This window comes from Hungatella effluvii, from assembly GCF_003201875.1.
GTDB classification, from domain to species: Bacteria; Bacillota; Clostridia; order Lachnospirales; family Lachnospiraceae; genus Hungatella; species Hungatella effluvii.
The window spans coordinates 328,360-347,118 of the sequence record NZ_QJKD01000006.1 but is presented as its reverse complement, the minus strand read 5'-3'; the positions used below and the strand labels follow the sequence as shown (position 1 = coordinate 347,118).

Here is an 18,759-nt window from a genome sequence, read left to right as displayed (position 1 = left end):
ACTATGAGCGAGTATTTGGTAAATATCAAAAATGAACGCCTTTCTTTCTTTACTCCCGCGGGTGAAGTAAAGGCATTAAATGATGTGTCTCTTCATTTAAAAGAAGGCGAAGTACTGGGAATTGTTGGCGAATCCGGTTCTGGTAAATCCGTAACCGCGTACAGCTTAATGGGGATTACCGCGTATCCGGGGCGTCTGATCGGCGGTTCCCTGGAATTCAACGGTCATGAGATCGAAAAGATGTCGGAAAAGGAACTGAGGAAAGTGCGTGGAAATGAGATTTCCATTATTTTCCAGGACCCGATGACCAGCTTGAATCCGGTTTATTCCATCGGAAACCAGATCCGTGAGGTAATTATGCTTCATACGGATAAGAATAAACAGCAGGCGAATGAGAGAGCGAAGGAACTTCTGACTCTCGTTGGAATTAACGAGCCGGAGAAGCGTCTGAAACAGTATCCTCATGAGCTGTCCGGCGGTATGCGCCAGCGTGTGATGATCGCTATCGCCCTTGCCTGCGAACCGAAGCTTTTGATTGCAGATGAGCCGACTACGGCTCTGGATGTTACCATTCAGGCTCAGATTCTCGAGCTTATGATGGACTTAAAGGAAAAATTGGGCATGGCCATTATCATGATTACGCATGATCTGGGCGTTGTTGCCAACATGTGTGACAGAATCGCCGTTATGTATGCCGGTAAGGTTGTGGAATACGGTACGACGGATGACATCTTCTACCGTCCATCCCACGAATACACAAAGGGATTAATCCGGAGTATTCCGAAGCTGACGGAAAAAGAGCATAATAAGCTGGTTCCTATCGAGGGAAGCCCTGTTGATATGCTGAATCCGCCTGCGGGATGTCCGTTTGCACCAAGGTGCCGCGCCTGCATGAAGATCTGTTTGAGAGAGATGCCGCCCTATACTGATTTGACCGATATCCATTACAGTGCATGCTGGCTGATGCAGAAGAAAGAGTTTGACAAACAGCAGGATTCCAAGACACAGAAGGGAGATGCATGATGGAAGACAAGTATCTGGTAGAAGTAAAACACTTACAGCAGTATTTCCCGGTTGCAGGAAGTAAGCTTTTTGAAAAGAGGGTTGTAAAGGCGGTTGATAACGTTTCCTTCGGTATCAAAAGAGGTGAGACGCTCGGCCTGGTAGGAGAGTCCGGCTGCGGAAAGACGACAACAGGCCGTACGCTGCTGCGTTTATATGAACCGACGGATGGAACGATTCTTTATGACGGCAAGGATATCACTCATGTGAATATGCTTCCTTACCGCCGCAAGATGCAGATCGTATTCCAGGATCCGTATGCGAGCCTTGACCCGCGTATGACGGTTGAGGACATCGTGGGAGAAGCCATTGACATTCATCGTCTGGCTGCCAACAAGAAGGACCGCCATGAGAGAATTTTATCTGTGCTGTCCACGGTTGGCTTAAACTCTGAGCATGCAAACCGTTATGCTCATGAGTTCTCAGGCGGACAGCGTCAGCGTGTCGGCATTGCACGCGCCCTGGCGGTAAATCCGGAGTTCATCGTGTGTGACGAGCCTGTATCTGCACTGGACGTATCCATCCAGGCCCAGGTTGTCAACATGTTTGAGCAGCTTCAGGAAGAACTGGGACTGACCTATTTATTCATTGCGCATGATTTATCAATTGTAAAACATATATCAAATCGAATCGGAGTTATGTATTTGGGCAAGCTGGTGGAACTGGCAGACAGCTATGAGCTGACTTTCCACAGTGTACATCCGTATACGAAGAGCCTGATTTCTGCCATCCCGATTGCAGATCCGGAGACCAGCAGAAAATCTAAGAGAATTGTATTGGAAGGCGACGTTCCAAGCCCGGTAAATCCTCCGAGTGGATGTCGATTCCGTACCCGCTGCCCGTATGCCGACGAGCTCTGCGCAGCGGAAGAACCACAGTGGAAAGAGGTCTCCACTGGCCATTACGCAGCGTGCCATCACTTAGACAAAGTAAATTAATTTCTAAGTTGCTATTCCGGGAAATATGTGGTATGCTAAAAGACAAATTAGCACAGTAGTTAAGTAAAGTATTGCTGTGCTAATTTGAATAAAATTCTTTAGAGGAGGAATTGATATGAAAAAAACAGCACTTGTATTAGCGGCTGTTATGGCAACTGGCATGATTCTTACCGCCTGCGGCGGCAATAAGACTGCTGATGCGCCAACAACTGCTGCTGGTACGGAAACTACAACTGCTGCCGCGGAAGGCGAGACCGCTGCACCGGCTGAAGAGGGGGGAAGTGCCCTTGACCTTGCTGTACAGGTTGGTCCTGACCCTGAGACTGTTGACCCGGCACTTAACAGTGCGGTTGACGGCGCAAACATGATTATCCACGCATTTGAGACACTGATGATCGTGGACAAAGACAACAAGATTGTACCTGGACAGGCTGAGTCTTATGAAGTATCTGATGATGGCCTTACCTACACCTTCCACCTTCGCAAAGGCTTAAAGTGGAGCGATGGATCACCTTTAACAGCGAACGATTTCGTTTATGCATGGCAGAGACTTGCTGATCCGAATACAGCAGCTCCATATGCAGGCGATATGCTTGGCTACGTAAAGGGATATGAAGAAGCAGCAGAAGGCAACTTAGAGGCTCTTGGAGTATCTGCGCCAGATGATGATACATTTGTAGTTGAATTATCTGTACCATGTGTATACTTCTCCAAGCTGATTACACATGCTTCCATGGTTCCGATTCAGAAAGCTACCGTTGATGCGAATGGCGACCAGTGGACCTTAACACCAGAGACTTATATCTGTAATGGTCCGTTAAAGATGATTGAGTGGGTCCCAGGTTCTCATATAACTTTTGCTAAGAATGAAAACTACTGGAATGCAGACGCTGTTACACTGAATACCTTAAAGTTTGTCCTGATGGAAGACTCCAATGCTTCCTACAGTGCATACCAGACTGGTGAAGTACAGATGATCAAGGATGTTCCTACAGAAGAGATCCCAAGCTTAAAAGGCAAGGAAGATTTCCATGTAGATCCGATCATGGGTACATACTACTTAAGCTTCCAGACAGAGAAGGCTCCATTTGATAATCCTGATGTGCGTATGGCACTCAGCCTTGCAATCGACCGTGATTATGTAGCCAACACTGTTATGCAGGGAACTTATTCACCGGCAACTAACTTTGTAGGACCTGGCCTTTCTGATGCAGAAGATGGTTCCTCCTTCGAAGAGACAACACGCAAGAACAATGGCGGAGACTTCTTTGATGTTGCAAACCATGATGCAGACGTTGCAAAGGCAAAAGAATTACTTGCAAAAGCCGGTTATCCGGATGGCGCAGGCTTCCCAACTGTTGAATACATGACCAACGATGCCGGTTATCACAAACCACTGGCTGAGTATTTACAGAGCTGCTGGAAAGAAGCACTTGGCATCAACATGGATATTAAGGTTGTTGAGTGGTCTACCTTCACACCAACCCGTCGTGCAGGAGATTTCCAGATGGCACGTAACGGCTGGGTATATGACTATGATGATCCGTCCAACATGCTTAACTTAATGAAATCCACCAGCGGTAACAATGATGGTAAGTACAACAATCCGGAAGTGGATAAGATGTTAGACGAAGCAAATTCCACAGCAGACGTAGCAGAGCACTATCAGAAGCTGCATGATGCTGAGAATATGATCTTAGCAGATGCTGCAATGGCACCGGTTGCTTACTACAATGACTTCTATTTACAGGATCCGAAATTAAAGGGCACATGGCATTCTCCATATGGTTACTGGTACTTCATGTACGCAACCATGGACTAATTGTCCATTAAGTAAACATGTAAATCCCCGTAAGAGGCATTTCGCTTCTTCCGGGGATTTTTGTTTAATGCCGAATCGGATCCCTCCCCTAAAAAACTTTCTCTTTCCAACCAAAAGGAAATATGCTATAATCATTCATGACAATACCAAAGCGGAAAACGCTTAAATAACAGGAGAATGATAGCTATGAACCCAAGACGTGTATTACTGAAATTAAGCGGCGAAGCCCTTGCCGGACCGAATAAAACAGGCTTTGATGAAGCGACTGTGAAGGAAGTAGCGCGGCAGGTTAAGATATCCGTGGATGCTGGTGTCGAGGTAGGCATCGTCATCGGCGGAGGCAACTTCTGGAGGGGAAGGACGAGCAATGCAATCGACCGCACCAAGGCTGACCAGATCGGAATGCTGGCTACAGTTATGAACTGTATCTATGTTTCTGAGATATTCCGGTGTGCCGGGATGACGACTCAGATTCTCACACCGTTTGAGTGCGGCTCCATGACAAAGCTTTTTTCCAAGGACAGAGCAAACAAGTATTTTGAAAAAGGAATGGTCGTCTTTTTTGCAGGAGGTACCGGCCATCCTTACTTTTCTACCGATACCGGAATTGCACTTCGGGCCATCGAGATGGAAGCTGACTGTATCCTTTTGGCGAAGGCCATCGACGGAGTCTACGACAGCGATCCGAAGATCAATCCGGAGGCGAAGAAATATGATGAGATTTCCATACAGGAGGTCATTGACAAGCAGCTGGGCGTAATTGATCTGACTGCCTCCATCATGTGTATGGAGAACCGCATGCCATTGGCAGTATTTAGTCTGAACGAAAAAGACAGCATTGCGAACGCGATGCAGGGGAAAATAAACGGCACGATTGTGACCGCATAAACTAGGAGGACAATATGCAGGAGAGTTTACAGGTTTACGAGGACAAGATGAATAAGACTTTAGAAGTGCTGGAGAGTGATTATATGACGATCCGCGCAGGACGTGCAAACCCGCATGTACTTGATAAAATCAAGGTTGACTACTACGGAACTCCTACACCGCTTCAGCAGGTGGGCAACATCAACGTTCCGGAAGCCCGCATGATCATCATCCAGCCATGGGAGAAGAGCCTCTTAAAGGCGATTGAAAAGGCGATTCTGACTTCTGAACTGGGGATCAATCCGACCAACGACGGCAACGTAATCCGTCTCGTTTTTCCGGAGCTGACCGAGGAACGCAGAAAAGAACTGGTTAAGGATGTCAAGAAAAAAGGCGAGGCAGCCAAGGTAGCAGTTCGTAATATCCGCCGTGACGCCAATGACTTTTTTAAAAAACAGCAGAAGGCGGATGAGATTTCCGAGGACGACTTAGCTGAGGCAGAGGACGATATTCAGAAATTAACTGACAAAATGATCGGTAAGATCGATAAAGCAATCGAAGCGAAATCAAAGGAACTTCTTACTGTATAACAGAAAGAACCGGGGCAGGCATGATTCCAACCCACGCAAGTGAGGGGGCTTTCAAAGTGCCTGTCCTGTTTATGTTTCAGGGCAGCCTAGTACAGCGTTGCATAAATTCCTAAGTAATAGCACCCGCTATCTACGCCAGGAGCACGCCTGCGAAGCTAGCCGTAGGTCCGCCGTCGCTTCGCAGACGCACACCTGACGCAGATATCAGGCACTAATACTCAGTTATTTATGCAATGCTGTACTAGAATAATAAAGGAGAATATAATGGAAATTAATATAGATAATATGGTAATTCCTGACCATATCGCCATCATTTTGGACGGCAATGGACGCTGGGCGAAGAAGCGTGGACTGCCCAGAAGCATGGGCCACAAGGAAGGATGTGTGGTGGTGGAACGGACGGTAGAGGATGCGGCCAGGATTGGAATCAAATATCTGACTGTCTACGGTTTTTCCACGGAGAACTGGAAGCGTTCCGGCGATGAGGTGGGGGCGCTGATGCAGCTGTTCCGTTACTATATGGTCCGGCTCTTAAAGATTGCCAGGGCGAACAATGTCCGGGTACGGATGATTGGAGAAAGAAACCGTTTTGATCAGGATATTATTGACGGCATTAACCGGCTGGAAAGAGAGACCGAGAATAATACGGGACTGACTTTTGTCATCGCAGTGAATTACGGCGGACGGGATGAGATCGTGCGCGCAGCCAGGAAGATCATGAAGGATGCGGCTGACGGGAAGATTTCTCCGGACCAGATGGATGAAGCGGCATTTTCATCGTATCTCGACACAGCGGAGATTCCGGACCCGGATCTTCTGATCCGTACCAGCGGTGAACTGCGGCTGTCCAACTATCTCTTATGGCAGTTAGCCTATACGGAACTGTATGTGACGGACTGCTATTGGCCTGATTTCAATAAAGAAGAACTGAAAAAGGCGATAGCTGCGTACAATAGTAGGGATAGAAGATTTGGAGGAGTGAAATAGTCAGAAGGGAGGAAGCGCGATGTTTACAACCAGACTGATCAGTGGAATTGTCCTGGTCCTGATCGCCCTCGTTACTGTGGGAAGCGGGGGGATGATTCTTTTTGCTACGACTGTGGCCATTTCCATGATAGGGTTGTTTGAATTATATCGTGTTATGAAGATACAGAGGAATGTAATCGGATTTGCCGGCTATCTGACCGTGGTGTCCTACTACGGGCTTTTGTGGTTCCATGGAGAGCAGTATATGATGTTAATGTCCATCGCATTTCTTATGATACTGATGACCATCTATGTCTTTACGTTCCCCAAATATAAGACAGAGGAAGTGACGGTAGCGTTCTTTGGCGTCTTTTATGTGGCGGTTATGCTGTCTTATTTGTATCAGGTTCGCGTCATGGCGGATGGAAAGTATCTCGTCTGGCTGATCTTTTTGAGTTCCTGGGGATGCGATACCTGCGCGTACTGCGTGGGCATGCTGATCGGCAGGCATAAGCTGGCGCCGGTTTTGAGCCCTAAGAAATCGATTGAGGGGGCGATCGGAGGCGTGGCTGGAGCGGCGCTTCTGGGTTTCCTTTATGCGACGGTGTTCGGCGCTTCCATGGCAGAAGTACAGAACCCGCAGGTGGCCTGCGCTTTGGCCTGTGCCATAGCGGCGGTTATTTCCCAGATCGGCGATCTGGCGGCATCGGCGGTAAAACGCAATCACGCAGTGAAGGATTACGGCCATCTGATTCCGGGCCACGGCGGTATTCTGGACCGGTTTGACAGTATGCTGTTTACGGCGCCTGCCATATTCTTTGCAGTAACATTTCTGCGGTGAACAAAATTCTGCAGTGAATAAAACTCTGCGGTGAACAAAATTCTGCGATAAGCAAAATTCTACAATGAGTAAATTCCGCCGATGAGTAAAGAGGAATGCGAGAAAGATAAAAGGAGCGAAAAACAGCATGAAAAAGATTGCAGTTCTGGGTTCAACCGGTTCCATCGGAACACAGACCCTGGAAGTGGTGAGAGCTCAGAAGGATATAGAAGTAACCGCACTGGCGGCTGGAAGTAATATTACACGTTTGGAAGAACAGATCCGGGAGTTTCATCCGGAGATTGTCTGTGTGTGGGAAGAAAAAAAGGCGAAGGAGCTTGCCCTGACGGTCAGCGATCTGCCGGTGAAAGTGGTATGCGGCATGGAAGGGCTCATCGCGGCGGCCGTGGAGACGGACGCGGAGATCGTGGTGACGGCCATCGTCGGTATGATCGGAATACGGCCCACCATTGCGGCCATGGAGGCGGGGAAAGACATTGCGCTCGCCAACAAGGAGACGCTGGTGACGGCCGGCCATATCATTATGCCTCTGGCAAAGGAAAAGGGCGTAAAGATCCTGCCTGTGGACAGCGAGCACAGCGCCATTTTTCAGAGCCTGAACGGCGAGGACAAAAATGCGGTACATAAGATTCTCTTAACTGCGTCAGGCGGGCCGTTTCGTGGAAAGACGAGAGAGGAGCTTAAAAAGGTGCGTATCGAGGATGCCTTAAAGCATCCCAATTGGTCGATGGGAAGGAAGATTACCATCGATTCTTCCACTATGGTCAATAAAGGCCTGGAGGTGATGGAGGCGCACTGGCTCTTCGATGTCTCCATGGATCAGGTACAGGTTGTGGTTCAGCCGCAGAGCGTCATCCATTCCATGGTGCAGTTCGACGATGGGGCGGTGATTGCACAGCTGGGAACACCCGATATGAAGCTGCCCATTCAGTATGCACTTTACTACCCGGAGCGCCGTTTTCTGGCCGGGGACCGGCTGGATTTCTGGAGTATCGGGCAGATTACATTTGAAAAGCCGGATATGGAAAATTTCCCGGGGCTTTCCCTGGCTTACGAAGCCGGAAGAACCGGCGGAACCATGCCGACTGTATTCAACGCGGCCAATGAACGGGCTGTTGCAAAATTTTTAAACAGAGAAATTTCTTATCTTACCATCACGGATATGATAGAGGGGGCTATGAAAGGGCATACTGTGAAAGAGGATCCATCTGTAGATGAGATTCTGGAAGCAGAGGCTTCGGCTTATGACTATATAGAAAGCAGGTGGTAGATTGTCCAGCGTTATCGTAGCAGTTCTTGTATTTGGACTGATCGTGCTGATTCATGAATTAGGGCACTTTTTATTTGCAAAATTAAACGGCATCGCCGTTGTGGAATTTTCCATTGGTATGGGACCGAGGCTGTTCCATGTCAAAAAAGGGGAGACGACGTACTCCTTAAAGCTGCTGCCGATCGGCGGCTCCTGTATGATGCTCGGAGAAGACGAGGATAATCCGGCGGAAGGGGCATTTCAGAATGCAAGCATCCCGGGCAGGATGGCGGTTATCGCGGCCGGTCCGGTCTTTAACTTTATTCTTGCCTTTTTCCTGGCACTGATTCTGGTGGGAATGGGCGGATACAACATCACTCAGATCAAAGAAGTCACAGAGGGTTCTCCTGCTTACGAGGCGGGGCTTAAGCCGGGCGATGTGATTACCGGCGTAAACGATGAGAAGATGACGGTTTACGGCGATTATATCCTTTACCGCATGTTAAAACCGGATGAGAAGATGAACCGGGTGTCCTATGAGAGAACCGATGCGCAGACAGGCAGAAAAGAGCGCGGCACGGTTCTGGTGACACCGGAATTTAATGAAGAATACAACCAGTATATGATAGGCATTTCCGTAACTCCGGTAAATGTCCGGGCAGCGTCTTTCCTGGAACTGGTGAAATACGGAGCCTATGAGGTGAAATATGATATTACCGTGACGATCAAGAGTCTCGGTATGCTTTTGACGGGAAAAGCCAGTGTCAATGACTTGAGCGGTCCGGTGGGAATCGTGGTTATGATCGATGATTCCGTAAAGGCAGGGCTGACAGTGAGCGTCATGGCGGCCATTATGAATGTCCTTAGCATGTGCATTCTTTTAAGTGCGAACCTGGGGATTATGAACCTTCTTCCGATTCCGGCGCTTGACGGAGGAAGACTGCTGTTCTTAATCATTGAGGCGGTCCGTGGCAAACGCATGGATCCGGAAAAAGAAGGTATGGTGAATCTGATCGGCATGATGGCGCTCATGGCCCTGATGGTGTTTGTTGTATTTAACGATATCAGCCGCTTTACCTAAAGTGGGCATGAAAAACAAGAAAAATACTGTGCGTATCCCGGAATTCCCCCACTGAGACAGGAATGGGGTCCCGGGAGTGTGCAAATGGAGGAAAATGCGATGACGGACAGAGAACAGACGAAGACGGTTTCTATCGGGAACCGGAAGATTGGGGGAGGGAATCCCATTCTGATCCAGTCCATGTGCAATACAAAGACAGAGGATGTGGCCGCTACGGTGGCTCAGATTCTGGCGCTGGAGGCTGCCGGCTGTGATATTATCCGTGTGGCGGTACCGACGATGGAAGCGGCAGAGGCTTTAAAGGAGATCAAGAGACAGATTCATATTCCGCTGGTAGCGGATATTCATTTTGATTACCGGCTGGCCGTGGCCTCCATTGAGAACGGTGCGGATAAGATCCGGATTAATCCCGGCAATATCGGGAGTGAGGACCGGGTCAGAGCCGTTGTGGATAAGGCGAAGGAATTCGGCGTCCCCATCCGGGTCGGTGTCAACAGCGGTTCGCTTGAGAAGGAATTACTGGAAAAGTATCACGGAGTGACGGCAGAGGGCATCGTGGAGAGCGCCCTCATGAAGGTGCGTATGATCGAGGAGATGGGATATGATAATCTGGTGATCAGTATCAAGTCCTCCGATGTGCTGATGTGCATAAAGGCCCATGAACTGATCGGGGAGCAGACCGCTTATCCACTTCATGTGGGGATTACCGAGGCGGGAACCGTGCGTTCGGGGACGATCAAGTCCTCCATCGGGCTGGGAATTATCCTGCATCAGGGCATTGGCGACACGATCCGTGTCTCCTTAACCGGAGATCCGGTGGAAGAGGTGACGACGGCGAAGCAGATCTTAAAGACCCTGGGCTTACGAAAGGGCGGAGTGGAGGTTGTCTCCTGTCCGACCTGCGGACGGACCAGAATCGATCTCATTTCCCTGGCGAACCGGGTGGAAGCCATGGTGACGGAATTTGACCATCTCGATGTCAAGGTAGCCGTTATGGGCTGCGTCGTCAACGGGCCGGGTGAGGCGAAGGAAGCGGATCTGGGCGTGGCCGGAGGTATCGGCGAGGGCCTTTTATTCCGCAAGGGAGAGATTATCCGTAAAGTACCCGAGGAGAACTTACTTGACGCTTTGAGAGAGGAGCTCTTAAAGCTGGATAAGAGGAGATAATGTTTGGCAGAAAGCAACAGGTGATGGAATGACAAAAGCATTTTTGGATGTATTTCCAAATCTGAATATGACAGACGAACTGCGGGAGCTTTTAAATCTGGTGGAAGTTGAGAAGGTCACTTCCACCAGGGATAGAAGCTCTATTCGCGTTTATATCGTGAGCCCCAGACTGATCCATAAACAGAATATCTATGGGCTGGAGAAGGGCATTAAGGACCAGCTCTTCCCTTCTAAGCAGGTATCGATCAAGATTATCGAGAAGTTCCGCCTGTCTGACCAGTACACGCCGGAGAAGCTGCTGGATGTGTACCGGGACAGCATCCTGATGGAACTCAAAAATTACAGTATCATCGAATATAATATTTTCCGGAAGACAGAATATGAATTTCCGGAGCCGGATCTGCTTAAGATGACGGTGGAAGACACCATTGTCACCCATGAAAAGGAAGCCGAGTTAAAGCGCGTTCTGGAGAAGATTTTTTATGAGCGCTGCGGCCTTCCTGTTGAGGTGCGCTACGAGTACGTGGAGCCGAAGGAGAATGCACTGGCGAAGCAGAAGGAGCTTCAGATGCAGCGCGAGGTGGAGGAGATCGTCAGCAGGACCTCTCTGGCCGCTGTCTTAAACGAGGAGCAGGTGCTGTCGAAAACTGGGACAGAGGACGGATACGGCGGTCCTTCCATGGCGGACGGTGCATCTTTGGAGGCGCTGGCGGCCGGATATTCGGCGGAAGTTCCCTTCGACGAGGGCCCGGCCCGGCAGGGCGCTGCGGAAAGCGGGGCAGGCGCTCCGGTACTGCGTATGGGCGGTAAGAAGGACGAGAATAAGAAGGACGAAAATAAAAAGGACAGGAACGGAGATTACGGAAAGAAGGACCAGAAGAAAGAATATAAGGATTATAAGAAAAACGGCGGTTATGGCGGCTACGGCGGAAAACGTTCGGATAATCCGGACGTGCTCTATGGCCGTGATTTCGATGGAGAGACAATGGAGATCGAAAAGATCGACGGGGAGATCGGCGAGGTAACCATCCGTGGAAAGATTCTCATGGTGGACAGCCGGGAGCTGCGGAGCGGAAAGACGATTATGATCTTCGATGTCTCTGACTTTACGGATACGATTACCGTGAAGATGTTCGCAAGGGAGGAACAGCTGGATGATCTGAAGGCTGCCGTTGTGGCGGGGACGTTTATTAAGATTAAGGGTGTGACGACCATCGACAAGTTCGACGGCGAGCTGACTCTGGGCTCTGTGGTAGGCATCAAGAAGTCAGAGGACTTCACCGGAAAACGGGTGGACGGAAGCCTGGAGAAACGGGTCGAGCTTCACTGCCATACGAAGATGAGCGATATGGATGGCGTATCGGAGGTTAAGGACATTGTAAAGCGTGCAAAAAAGTGGGGAATGCCGGCCATCGCCGTCACAGACCACGGATGCGTGCAGTCCTTCCCGGATGCCAACCACGCCCTGGACAAGGGGGACACCTTCAAGATCCTTTATGGGGTGGAGGGGTATCTTGTCGACGACTTGAAGCTGCTGGTGGATAATCCGAAAGACCAGACATTTGCGGACTCCTTCGTGGTATTTGATATCGAGACCACAGGCTTCAGCCCGGAAAAGAACCGGATCATCGAGATCGGCGCCGTAAAGGTGGTGAACGGAGTCATTACGGACAAATTCAGCACCTTCGTAAATCCGGATGTACCGATTCCCTTCGAGATCGAGCAGCTGACCAGCATCAATGACAACATGGTGCTCCCGTATCCGAAGATTGATGTGATTCTGCCTCAGTTTCTGGAATTCTGTCAGGGATCCGTTCTGGTGGCTCACAATGCCTCCTTCGACGTGAGCTTTATCAACCGCAACGCGGAGCTGCAGGGGCTTCCCTTTGAACCTACGGTTTTGGATACGGTGACTCTGGCGCGGTTCCTTCTGCCGAACCTAAACAGGTTCAAGCTGGACACGGTCGCCAAGGCGCTGAATATCTCGCTGGCAAACCACCACCGCGCCGTGGATGACGCGGGATGTACGGCGGAGATCTTTGTCAGATTCGTCCAAATGCTGCGGGAGCGCGGCGTGGAGACGCTGATCGAGTTAAACAGCTTAAAGACGATGACTCCGGAGATGATCAAGAAGCTTCCGACCTATCACGTAATCATTATCGCAACCAACGATATCGGGCGTGTGAATCTCTATAAGCTGATCTCATGGTCCCACATCGACTACTATGCCCGAAGGCCCAGAATACCCAAGAGTCTGCTGAACCAGAACCGGGAGGGCTTAATCGTGGGATCAGCCTGCGAGGCGGGGGAACTGTATCAGGCCCTGCTTCGCGGCGGCTCCAACGCGGAGATCGCCAGACTGGTCAGGTTCTATGATTATCTGGAGATCCAGCCTCTTGGAAACAACAGCTTCATGCTCCGTGATGAGAAGAGCAGCATAAATTCGGAGCAGGATTTAATCGATATCAACAAAAAAATCGTGGAACTGGGCGACCAGTTCGGAAAACCGGTCTGCGCCACCTGTGACGTTCACTTCCTGGATCCCGAGGACGAGGTATACCGCCGGATCATCATGGCGGGGCAGGGATTTAAGGACAGTGATGACCAGGCGCCGCTTTACCTTCGGACGACGGAGGAGATGCTGAAGGAATTCGAGTATCTGGGACCAAACAAGGCGGAAGAGGTCGTCATAAAGAATACGCGGAAGATCGCGGACATGTGCGAACGAATCTCGCCGGTGCGCCCCGATAAGTGTCCGCCGGTCATCGAAAATTCAGATGGGGACTTGAGGCAGATCTGTTACGACAGGGCCCACGTGATCTACGGTGACAACCTGCCGACGATCGTTACGGAGCGTCTGGAGAGGGAGTTGAACTCCATCATTTCCAATGGTTTCGCCGTTATGTACATCATTGCGCAGAAGCTGGTGTGGAAGTCCAATGAAGACGGGTATCTCGTAGGTTCCCGTGGTTCGGTAGGATCTTCCTTTGTCGCATACATGTCCGGTATCACGGAGGTTAACTCCTTAAGCCCGCATTATTACTGTACTAACTGCCATTATTACGATTTTGATTCGGAGGAAGTGAAGAAGTATTCCGGTATGGCCGGATGTGATATGCAGGATAAGGAGTGTCCGGTCTGCGGCCATCCGCTCACAAAGGATGGCTTCGACATCCCCTTTGAGACATTCCTGGGATTCAAGGGAGACAAGGAGCCTGATATCGACTTGAACTTCTCCGGTGAGTACCAGAGTAAGGCTCATGACTATACGGAGGTTATTTTCGGAAAAGGCCAGACCTTCCGCGCGGGAACCATCGGTACACTGGCGGATAAGACGGCTTACGGCTATGTGAAGAATTACTATGAGGAACACGGCGTACATAAACGAAACTGTGAGATCAACCGTATTGTCCAGGGATGCGTCGGGGTAAGAAGAACTACGGGACAGCATCCCGGCGGTATCATCGTGCTTCCCCACGGGGAGGAGATCTATTCCTTTACTCCAGTGCAGAGGCCGGCCAACGATATGACGACCATGACGGTCACCACCCATTTTGATTACCATTCCATCGATCATAACCTGCTGAAGCTCGATATACTCGGGCACGATGATCCGACTATGATCCGAATGCTTCAGGATTTAATCGGTTTTGACCCGGTTAAGGATATTCCGCTGGACAGCAGGGAGGTCATGTCCTTATTCCAGGATACATCGGCTCTGGGGATTACGCCGGATGATATCGGCGGATGTAAGCTGGGAGCGCTGGGCGTGCCGGAGTTCGGTACGGACTTCGCCATGCAGATGCTTATTGATACCCAGCCCAAGTATTTTTCTGACCTTGTGCGAATCGCCGGTCTGGCTCACGGTACCGACGTATGGCTGGGAAATGCCCAGACCTTGATTCAGGAGGGAAAGGCGACGATTCAGACCGCGATCTGTACCCGTGACGACATCATGATCTATCTCATTTCCATGGGGCTGGAGGAGGGACTCTCCTTTACCATCATGGAGAGTGTCCGAAAGGGAAAAGGCTTAAAGCCGGAGTGGGAAGAGGAGATGACCGGCCACGGCGTGCCGGACTGGTATATCTGGTCCTGTAAGAAGATCAAATACATGTTCCCGAAGGCCCATGCGGCCGCCTACGTTATGATGGCGTGGCGTATCGCTTACTGTAAGGTGTTTTATCCGCTGGCATATTATGCGGCGTTCTTCAGTATCCGCGCCAATGGCTTCTCCTATGAGCTGATGTGCCAGGGACGCGATAAGCTGGAATATTACCTGGCTGACTACAGGAAGCGGATGGATACGCTGTCGAAGAAGGAACAGGATACGCTCCGCGATATGAGAATCGTTCAGGAGATGTACGCGAGAGGCTATGACTTTACGCCGATCGATATCTATCAGGCGAAGGCCCGCCATTTCCAGATCATCGGAGGCAAGCTGATGCCTTCCTTAAGCAGTATTGACGGACTTGGTGAAAAAGCGGCTGATGCCGTGGTTGATGCCGTGAAGGACGGCAGGTTCTTATCAAAGGAAGATTTCCGGAACAGGACGAAGGTCAGTAAGACGGTGTGCGATCTGATGGGAGATTTGGGACTGCTGGGCGAACTGCCGGAGTCTAATCAGTTGTCGCTGTTTGATTTTTAAAATTTTAATGGCAGCATAGCTATTATGTCATTCTGGGGTTTGTATTCTGGACTCAGAATGCGGATTGAAATAAATTACAGCAAAAAGGCAGGTCCTGTGCAGACCTGCCTTTTTGCTGCCAATTATGAAGGGAGAAACCGCAGTGTCTTATTTTTCGTATCCAACACAGCGCGGCAGCCAACTGGCAGGATGGCGTGATTTTTTCCGTGGCCGAAATCATCGCAGTACGCGACCGGGATGCTGTGTTTCTGGCCGAAACGTTCCAGCCTGCCAAGCAGCTGCTGCGATAAGGTGTCTGAATAGTTGCCGAACAGCAGTCCCGATACCTGATTTATGAAGGAACTCTGCTCAATATGGGACAGATACATGCTCACTGCAGCGACGGAACTAAATTTCTCGTGATCCTCCAGAAACAGGATATACTTCCGGTCTTTTTCTGTCTCCAGATAGCCGCTGTGCAGAGACAGGGCAAAATTCAGGGTATAGCCGCCGATTAAGGTGCCGCTGCAGATGCCGTCTTTCAGGGAATACCAGGTGCTGTTGCTGACGAAATGAACGGCATCCCGGCGAACCAGATGGGAGGAAAATTGTTCATAGGCGTAGGCGTCGATATCCTCGAATAGCCTGGGCGGCAGACCGTAATACGTGACCAGGCCCGTTTTCGTGTAAATCGCATTGAGAATAGAGGTACCGTCGCTGTGACTGGAAAACAGCTTTGGATTCCTCCTGATCGCTTCATAGTCGATATAGGGCAGCAGTTCAATACTGCCGTATCCGCCGCCGAATAAAACCAGTTTGACGTCTTTATCGGAAACCATCTCATTGAGATCATCGGCGCGCTCCGTCTCGCTTGCCGCGTAGCCGTACGTATGCCGGTATAAGCGGCTCCCCGTTTTCACCCGAAAGCCTTTCGCTTCGATCCCGGAGATGATTTTCGCGTAGTCGTCCGGAGTGACGGTATGGCTGGGGGAAATAATGCCGATGGTATCTCCCGGATTCAATGGATTTGCCCACATAATCAATACCTGCTTTCTCATTTGTTTGTTTTGTAACGCTTTTGCTGAAACAAGACTGTCTAATTCTACCATGAACCTGCGGCTTCTTCAAGAAGCGCCGCGGAATCTGCTTTTTTATTTCCGAAGATTTCCAGCAAGATTTTTCTTTATTGAGAAATAATATTGACAGATACCATTGACAGGGATAAGAAATCATACTATAATGAATATACCCTATAGGGGTATATGAGAAAGGATGATCTTATGAGAACTGAAGTTTACGATATTGAAGGCATGTCCTGTGCAGCCTGCAGCAGTGCGGTGGAACGGGTCACGAGAAAACTGGAAGGTGTGGAGTCGAGTGACGTGAATCTGACGACGAACAAGATGACCATCACCTACGACGAGACGAAAGTCACTCCGGAGATGATTATGGGGAAGGTGGAGAAGGCCGGATTCGGCGCCTGCCCTCTGGCGGAGGAGAAAGATGTAAAGGCCCAGGAGGAGGAAAACTGGGGGAAGCAGGAGCAGCAGCGCGACACGATGAAGAGACGGCTGATCGTGGCCATCTGTTTTGCGGTTCCGCTTCTGTACATTTCCATGGGGCATATGCTCCCGTTTGAACTGCCGCTTCCGCATTTCCTCCATATGGAAGCCAATCCTTTCAACTATGCGCTGGCACAGCTGGTACTCACGGTTCCGGTGCTTATTGCGGGAAGGAAGTTTTACCTGGTAGGTTTAAGGGCGCTGTTTAAGGGCAATCCGAACATGGATTCCCTGGTGGCGATCGGCACCGGCAGTGCGTTTATCTACAGTCTCTGTATGACAGTTACGATACCGGTGAATCCGATGAACGCCCATCATCTCTATTACGAGTCAGCGGCCGTGGTCGTCACTCTCGTCATGCTGGGCAAATACATGGAGAGCAGAAGCAAGGGCAAGACCTCTGAGGCGATCAGAAAGCTGATGGAGCTGGCCCCGGATACCGCGATTCTCTATGAGGATGGTACGGAACGGGAAGTGGAGACGGCCAGTGTGAGAGTGGGACAGCATGTCCTCATCAAGCCGGGCAGCAGGATACCCCTGGACGGTATCGTGGCGGGCGGCAGCAGCAGCGTGGATGAGTCCATGCTGACAGGAGAGAGCATCCCTGTGGAGAAGCAGGAGGGCGACACTCTGATCGGCGGCAGCATGAATTACAACGGGGCCATGGAGATGGAGGTTACCCATACAGGCGGGGATACCACGCTTTCCAAGATCATTAAGATGATCGAGGACGCGCAGGGGAAAAAGGCGCCTATCTCCAAACTGGCAGACAAGGTTGCGGGATACTTCGTTCCGACGGTTATGGGAATCGCACTGGTTGCGGCGCTCCTCTGGTGGCTGTTTGGCGGTAAGGAGCTGTCTTTTGTCCTGACCATCTTTGTGGCGGTTCTGGTTATCGCCTGCCCGTGTGCGCTGGGACTGGCGACGCCGACGGCGATCATGGTCGGAACCGGTCTGGGAGCCAGCCATGGAATCCTGATCAAGAGCGGTGAGGCGCTGGAGACCGCTCATAAGATAGACACGGTTGTGTTTGATAAGACAGGTACGATTACGGAAGGAAAGCCAAAGGTCACGGATATCGTGGTTCTGGATCAGACGGAGACCTCCGACGGACTTCTTAAGCTGGCGGCCGGCTGTGAACAGATGTCGGAGCATCCGCTGGGGCAGGCCATTGTATTAAAGGCCAGGGAACAGGGGCTGGAGCTTGTCATGCCGGAGAAGTTCGAGAGTGTGACGGGAGCGGGAATCATCGCTTCCATGGGAACAAGCCAGGTAGCCGTAGGCAATGAACGACTTGTGGAACAGATGAAGGTGTCCATGGGCGATCCTGTGAGAGAGCAGGCCCACCAGATGGCGAATCAGGGCAAGACGCCGATGTATCTGATGGTGGATGGAATATTAAAAGGCATAATCTGTGTAGCGGATACCATTAAGGAAACCAGCGTGGAGGCGGTGGATCAGTTAAAGAGTCTGGGAATCACGGTCTGCATGCTGACGGGAGACAATCAGAAGACTGCGGATTACATTGGAAAACAGGCTCATATCGACACGGTAATCGCGGAGGTTCTGCCGGAAGACAAGGCCAATGTAGTAGAGTCTCTGCAGAAGCAGGGAAAGACCGTCATGATGGTTGGAGACGGAATCAATGACGCTCCGGCGCTTGTATCTGCGGATGTGGGAACCGCCATCGGTTCAGGAAGCGACATCGCTTTGGAATCCGGCGATATCGTTCTCATGAAATCCGATCTGCGCGACGTCTATAAGGCGGTAAAATTAAGCCGTCTCACGATTCGGAACATCAAACAGAATTTATTCTGGGCATTTTTCTATAACAGTCTGGGTATCCCTGTAGCCGCAGGTGTGTTATACTTATTTGGAGGCCCGCTGTTAAATCCGATGTTTGCCGGATTTGCCATGTCACTCAGTTCGGTCTGCGTGGTGAGCAACGCGCTTCGCTTAAAGACAGTAAAGTTGTAGAGGCATAAGG

General features: G+C 50.4%; 13 protein-coding genes. 12 read left to right on the top strand and 1 reads right to left on the bottom strand.

Features of this window, described 5'->3' with window-relative positions; genetic code table 11:
• Positions 1-3 precede the first annotated feature (3 nt).
• From DFR60_RS14000 to DFR60_RS13945, 11 genes are all read left to right on the top strand, one after another.
• Positions 4-1,023, top strand: coding sequence for an ABC transporter ATP-binding protein (locus tag DFR60_RS14000; RefSeq protein WP_110323423.1), 1,020 nt, complete (start codon positions 4-6; stop codon positions 1,021-1,023).
• A complete protein-coding gene (locus DFR60_RS13995; protein ID WP_243005074.1) occupies positions 1,023-2,000 on the top strand; it encodes an ABC transporter ATP-binding protein in 978 nt (325 codons plus the stop codon). The genes DFR60_RS14000 and DFR60_RS13995 overlap by 1 nt, the downstream gene beginning before the upstream one ends.
• A 115-nt stretch (positions 2,001-2,115) precedes the next feature.
• Complete coding sequence (locus DFR60_RS13990; RefSeq protein ID WP_110323421.1) at positions 2,116-3,822, top strand: peptide ABC transporter substrate-binding protein; 1,707 nt, start codon at positions 2,116-2,118, stop codon at positions 3,820-3,822.
• 186 nt (positions 3,823-4,008) lie between these two features.
• Positions 4,009-4,710, top strand: coding sequence for a UMP kinase (gene pyrH, locus DFR60_RS13985; protein ID WP_055652609.1), 702 nt, complete (start codon positions 4,009-4,011; stop codon positions 4,708-4,710).
• 14 nt (positions 4,711-4,724) lie between these two features.
• Positions 4,725-5,279 (top strand): ribosome recycling factor, encoded by a 555-nt coding sequence (gene frr, locus DFR60_RS13980; RefSeq protein WP_055652610.1) that lies wholly within the window; start codon positions 4,725-4,727, stop codon positions 5,277-5,279.
• A 264-nt stretch (positions 5,280-5,543) separates the two neighbouring features.
• The gene (gene uppS / locus DFR60_RS13970) at positions 5,544-6,266 is read left to right on the top strand and encodes an undecaprenyl pyrophosphate synthase (protein ID WP_110323420.1); all 723 of its coding nucleotides are present in this window, start codon (positions 5,544-5,546) and stop codon (positions 6,264-6,266) included.
• Between the two features lie 19 nt (positions 6,267-6,285).
• Positions 6,286-7,086, top strand: a complete 801-nt coding sequence (locus DFR60_RS13965) for a phosphatidate cytidylyltransferase (RefSeq protein ID WP_110323419.1) — start codon at positions 6,286-6,288, stop codon at positions 7,084-7,086.
• Positions 7,087-7,213: 127 nt separating this feature from the next.
• Positions 7,214-8,356: a 1-deoxy-D-xylulose-5-phosphate reductoisomerase gene (locus DFR60_RS13960; RefSeq protein WP_110323418.1), complete on the top strand. Its 1,143-nt coding sequence runs from the start codon at positions 7,214-7,216 to the stop codon at positions 8,354-8,356.
• Position 8,357: 1 nt separating this feature from the next.
• A complete protein-coding gene (rseP, locus tag DFR60_RS13955; protein WP_110323417.1) occupies positions 8,358-9,416 on the top strand; it encodes an RIP metalloprotease RseP in 1,059 nt (352 codons plus the stop codon).
• 84 nt (positions 9,417-9,500) lie between these two features.
• Positions 9,501-10,583 carry a flavodoxin-dependent (E)-4-hydroxy-3-methylbut-2-enyl-diphosphate synthase gene (ispG, locus tag DFR60_RS13950; RefSeq protein ID WP_110323416.1) on the top strand — a complete coding sequence of 361 codons (1,083 nt, stop codon included), beginning with the start codon at positions 9,501-9,503 and terminating at the stop codon, positions 10,581-10,583.
• A 28-nt stretch (positions 10,584-10,611) separates the two neighbouring features.
• The gene (locus tag DFR60_RS13945; protein ID WP_110323415.1) at positions 10,612-15,231 is read left to right on the top strand and encodes a PolC-type DNA polymerase III; all 4,620 of its coding nucleotides are present in this window, start codon (positions 10,612-10,614) and stop codon (positions 15,229-15,231) included.
• A 122-nt stretch (positions 15,232-15,353) separates the two neighbouring features.
• Here the strand turns inward: DFR60_RS13945 and DFR60_RS13940 are convergent, their stop codons facing one another.
• On the bottom strand, positions 15,354-16,247 hold the full coding sequence (locus tag DFR60_RS13940) for a S66 peptidase family protein (protein WP_110323414.1): 894 nt from the start codon (positions 16,245-16,247) through the stop codon (positions 15,354-15,356).
• A 243-nt stretch (positions 16,248-16,490) separates the two neighbouring features.
• Between DFR60_RS13940 and DFR60_RS13935 the strand changes: the two genes are divergently transcribed.
• Positions 16,491-18,749 carry a heavy metal translocating P-type ATPase gene (locus DFR60_RS13935; protein ID WP_110323413.1) on the top strand — a complete coding sequence of 753 codons (2,259 nt, stop codon included), beginning with the start codon at positions 16,491-16,493 and terminating at the stop codon, positions 18,747-18,749.
• Positions 18,750-18,759 lie beyond the last annotated feature (10 nt).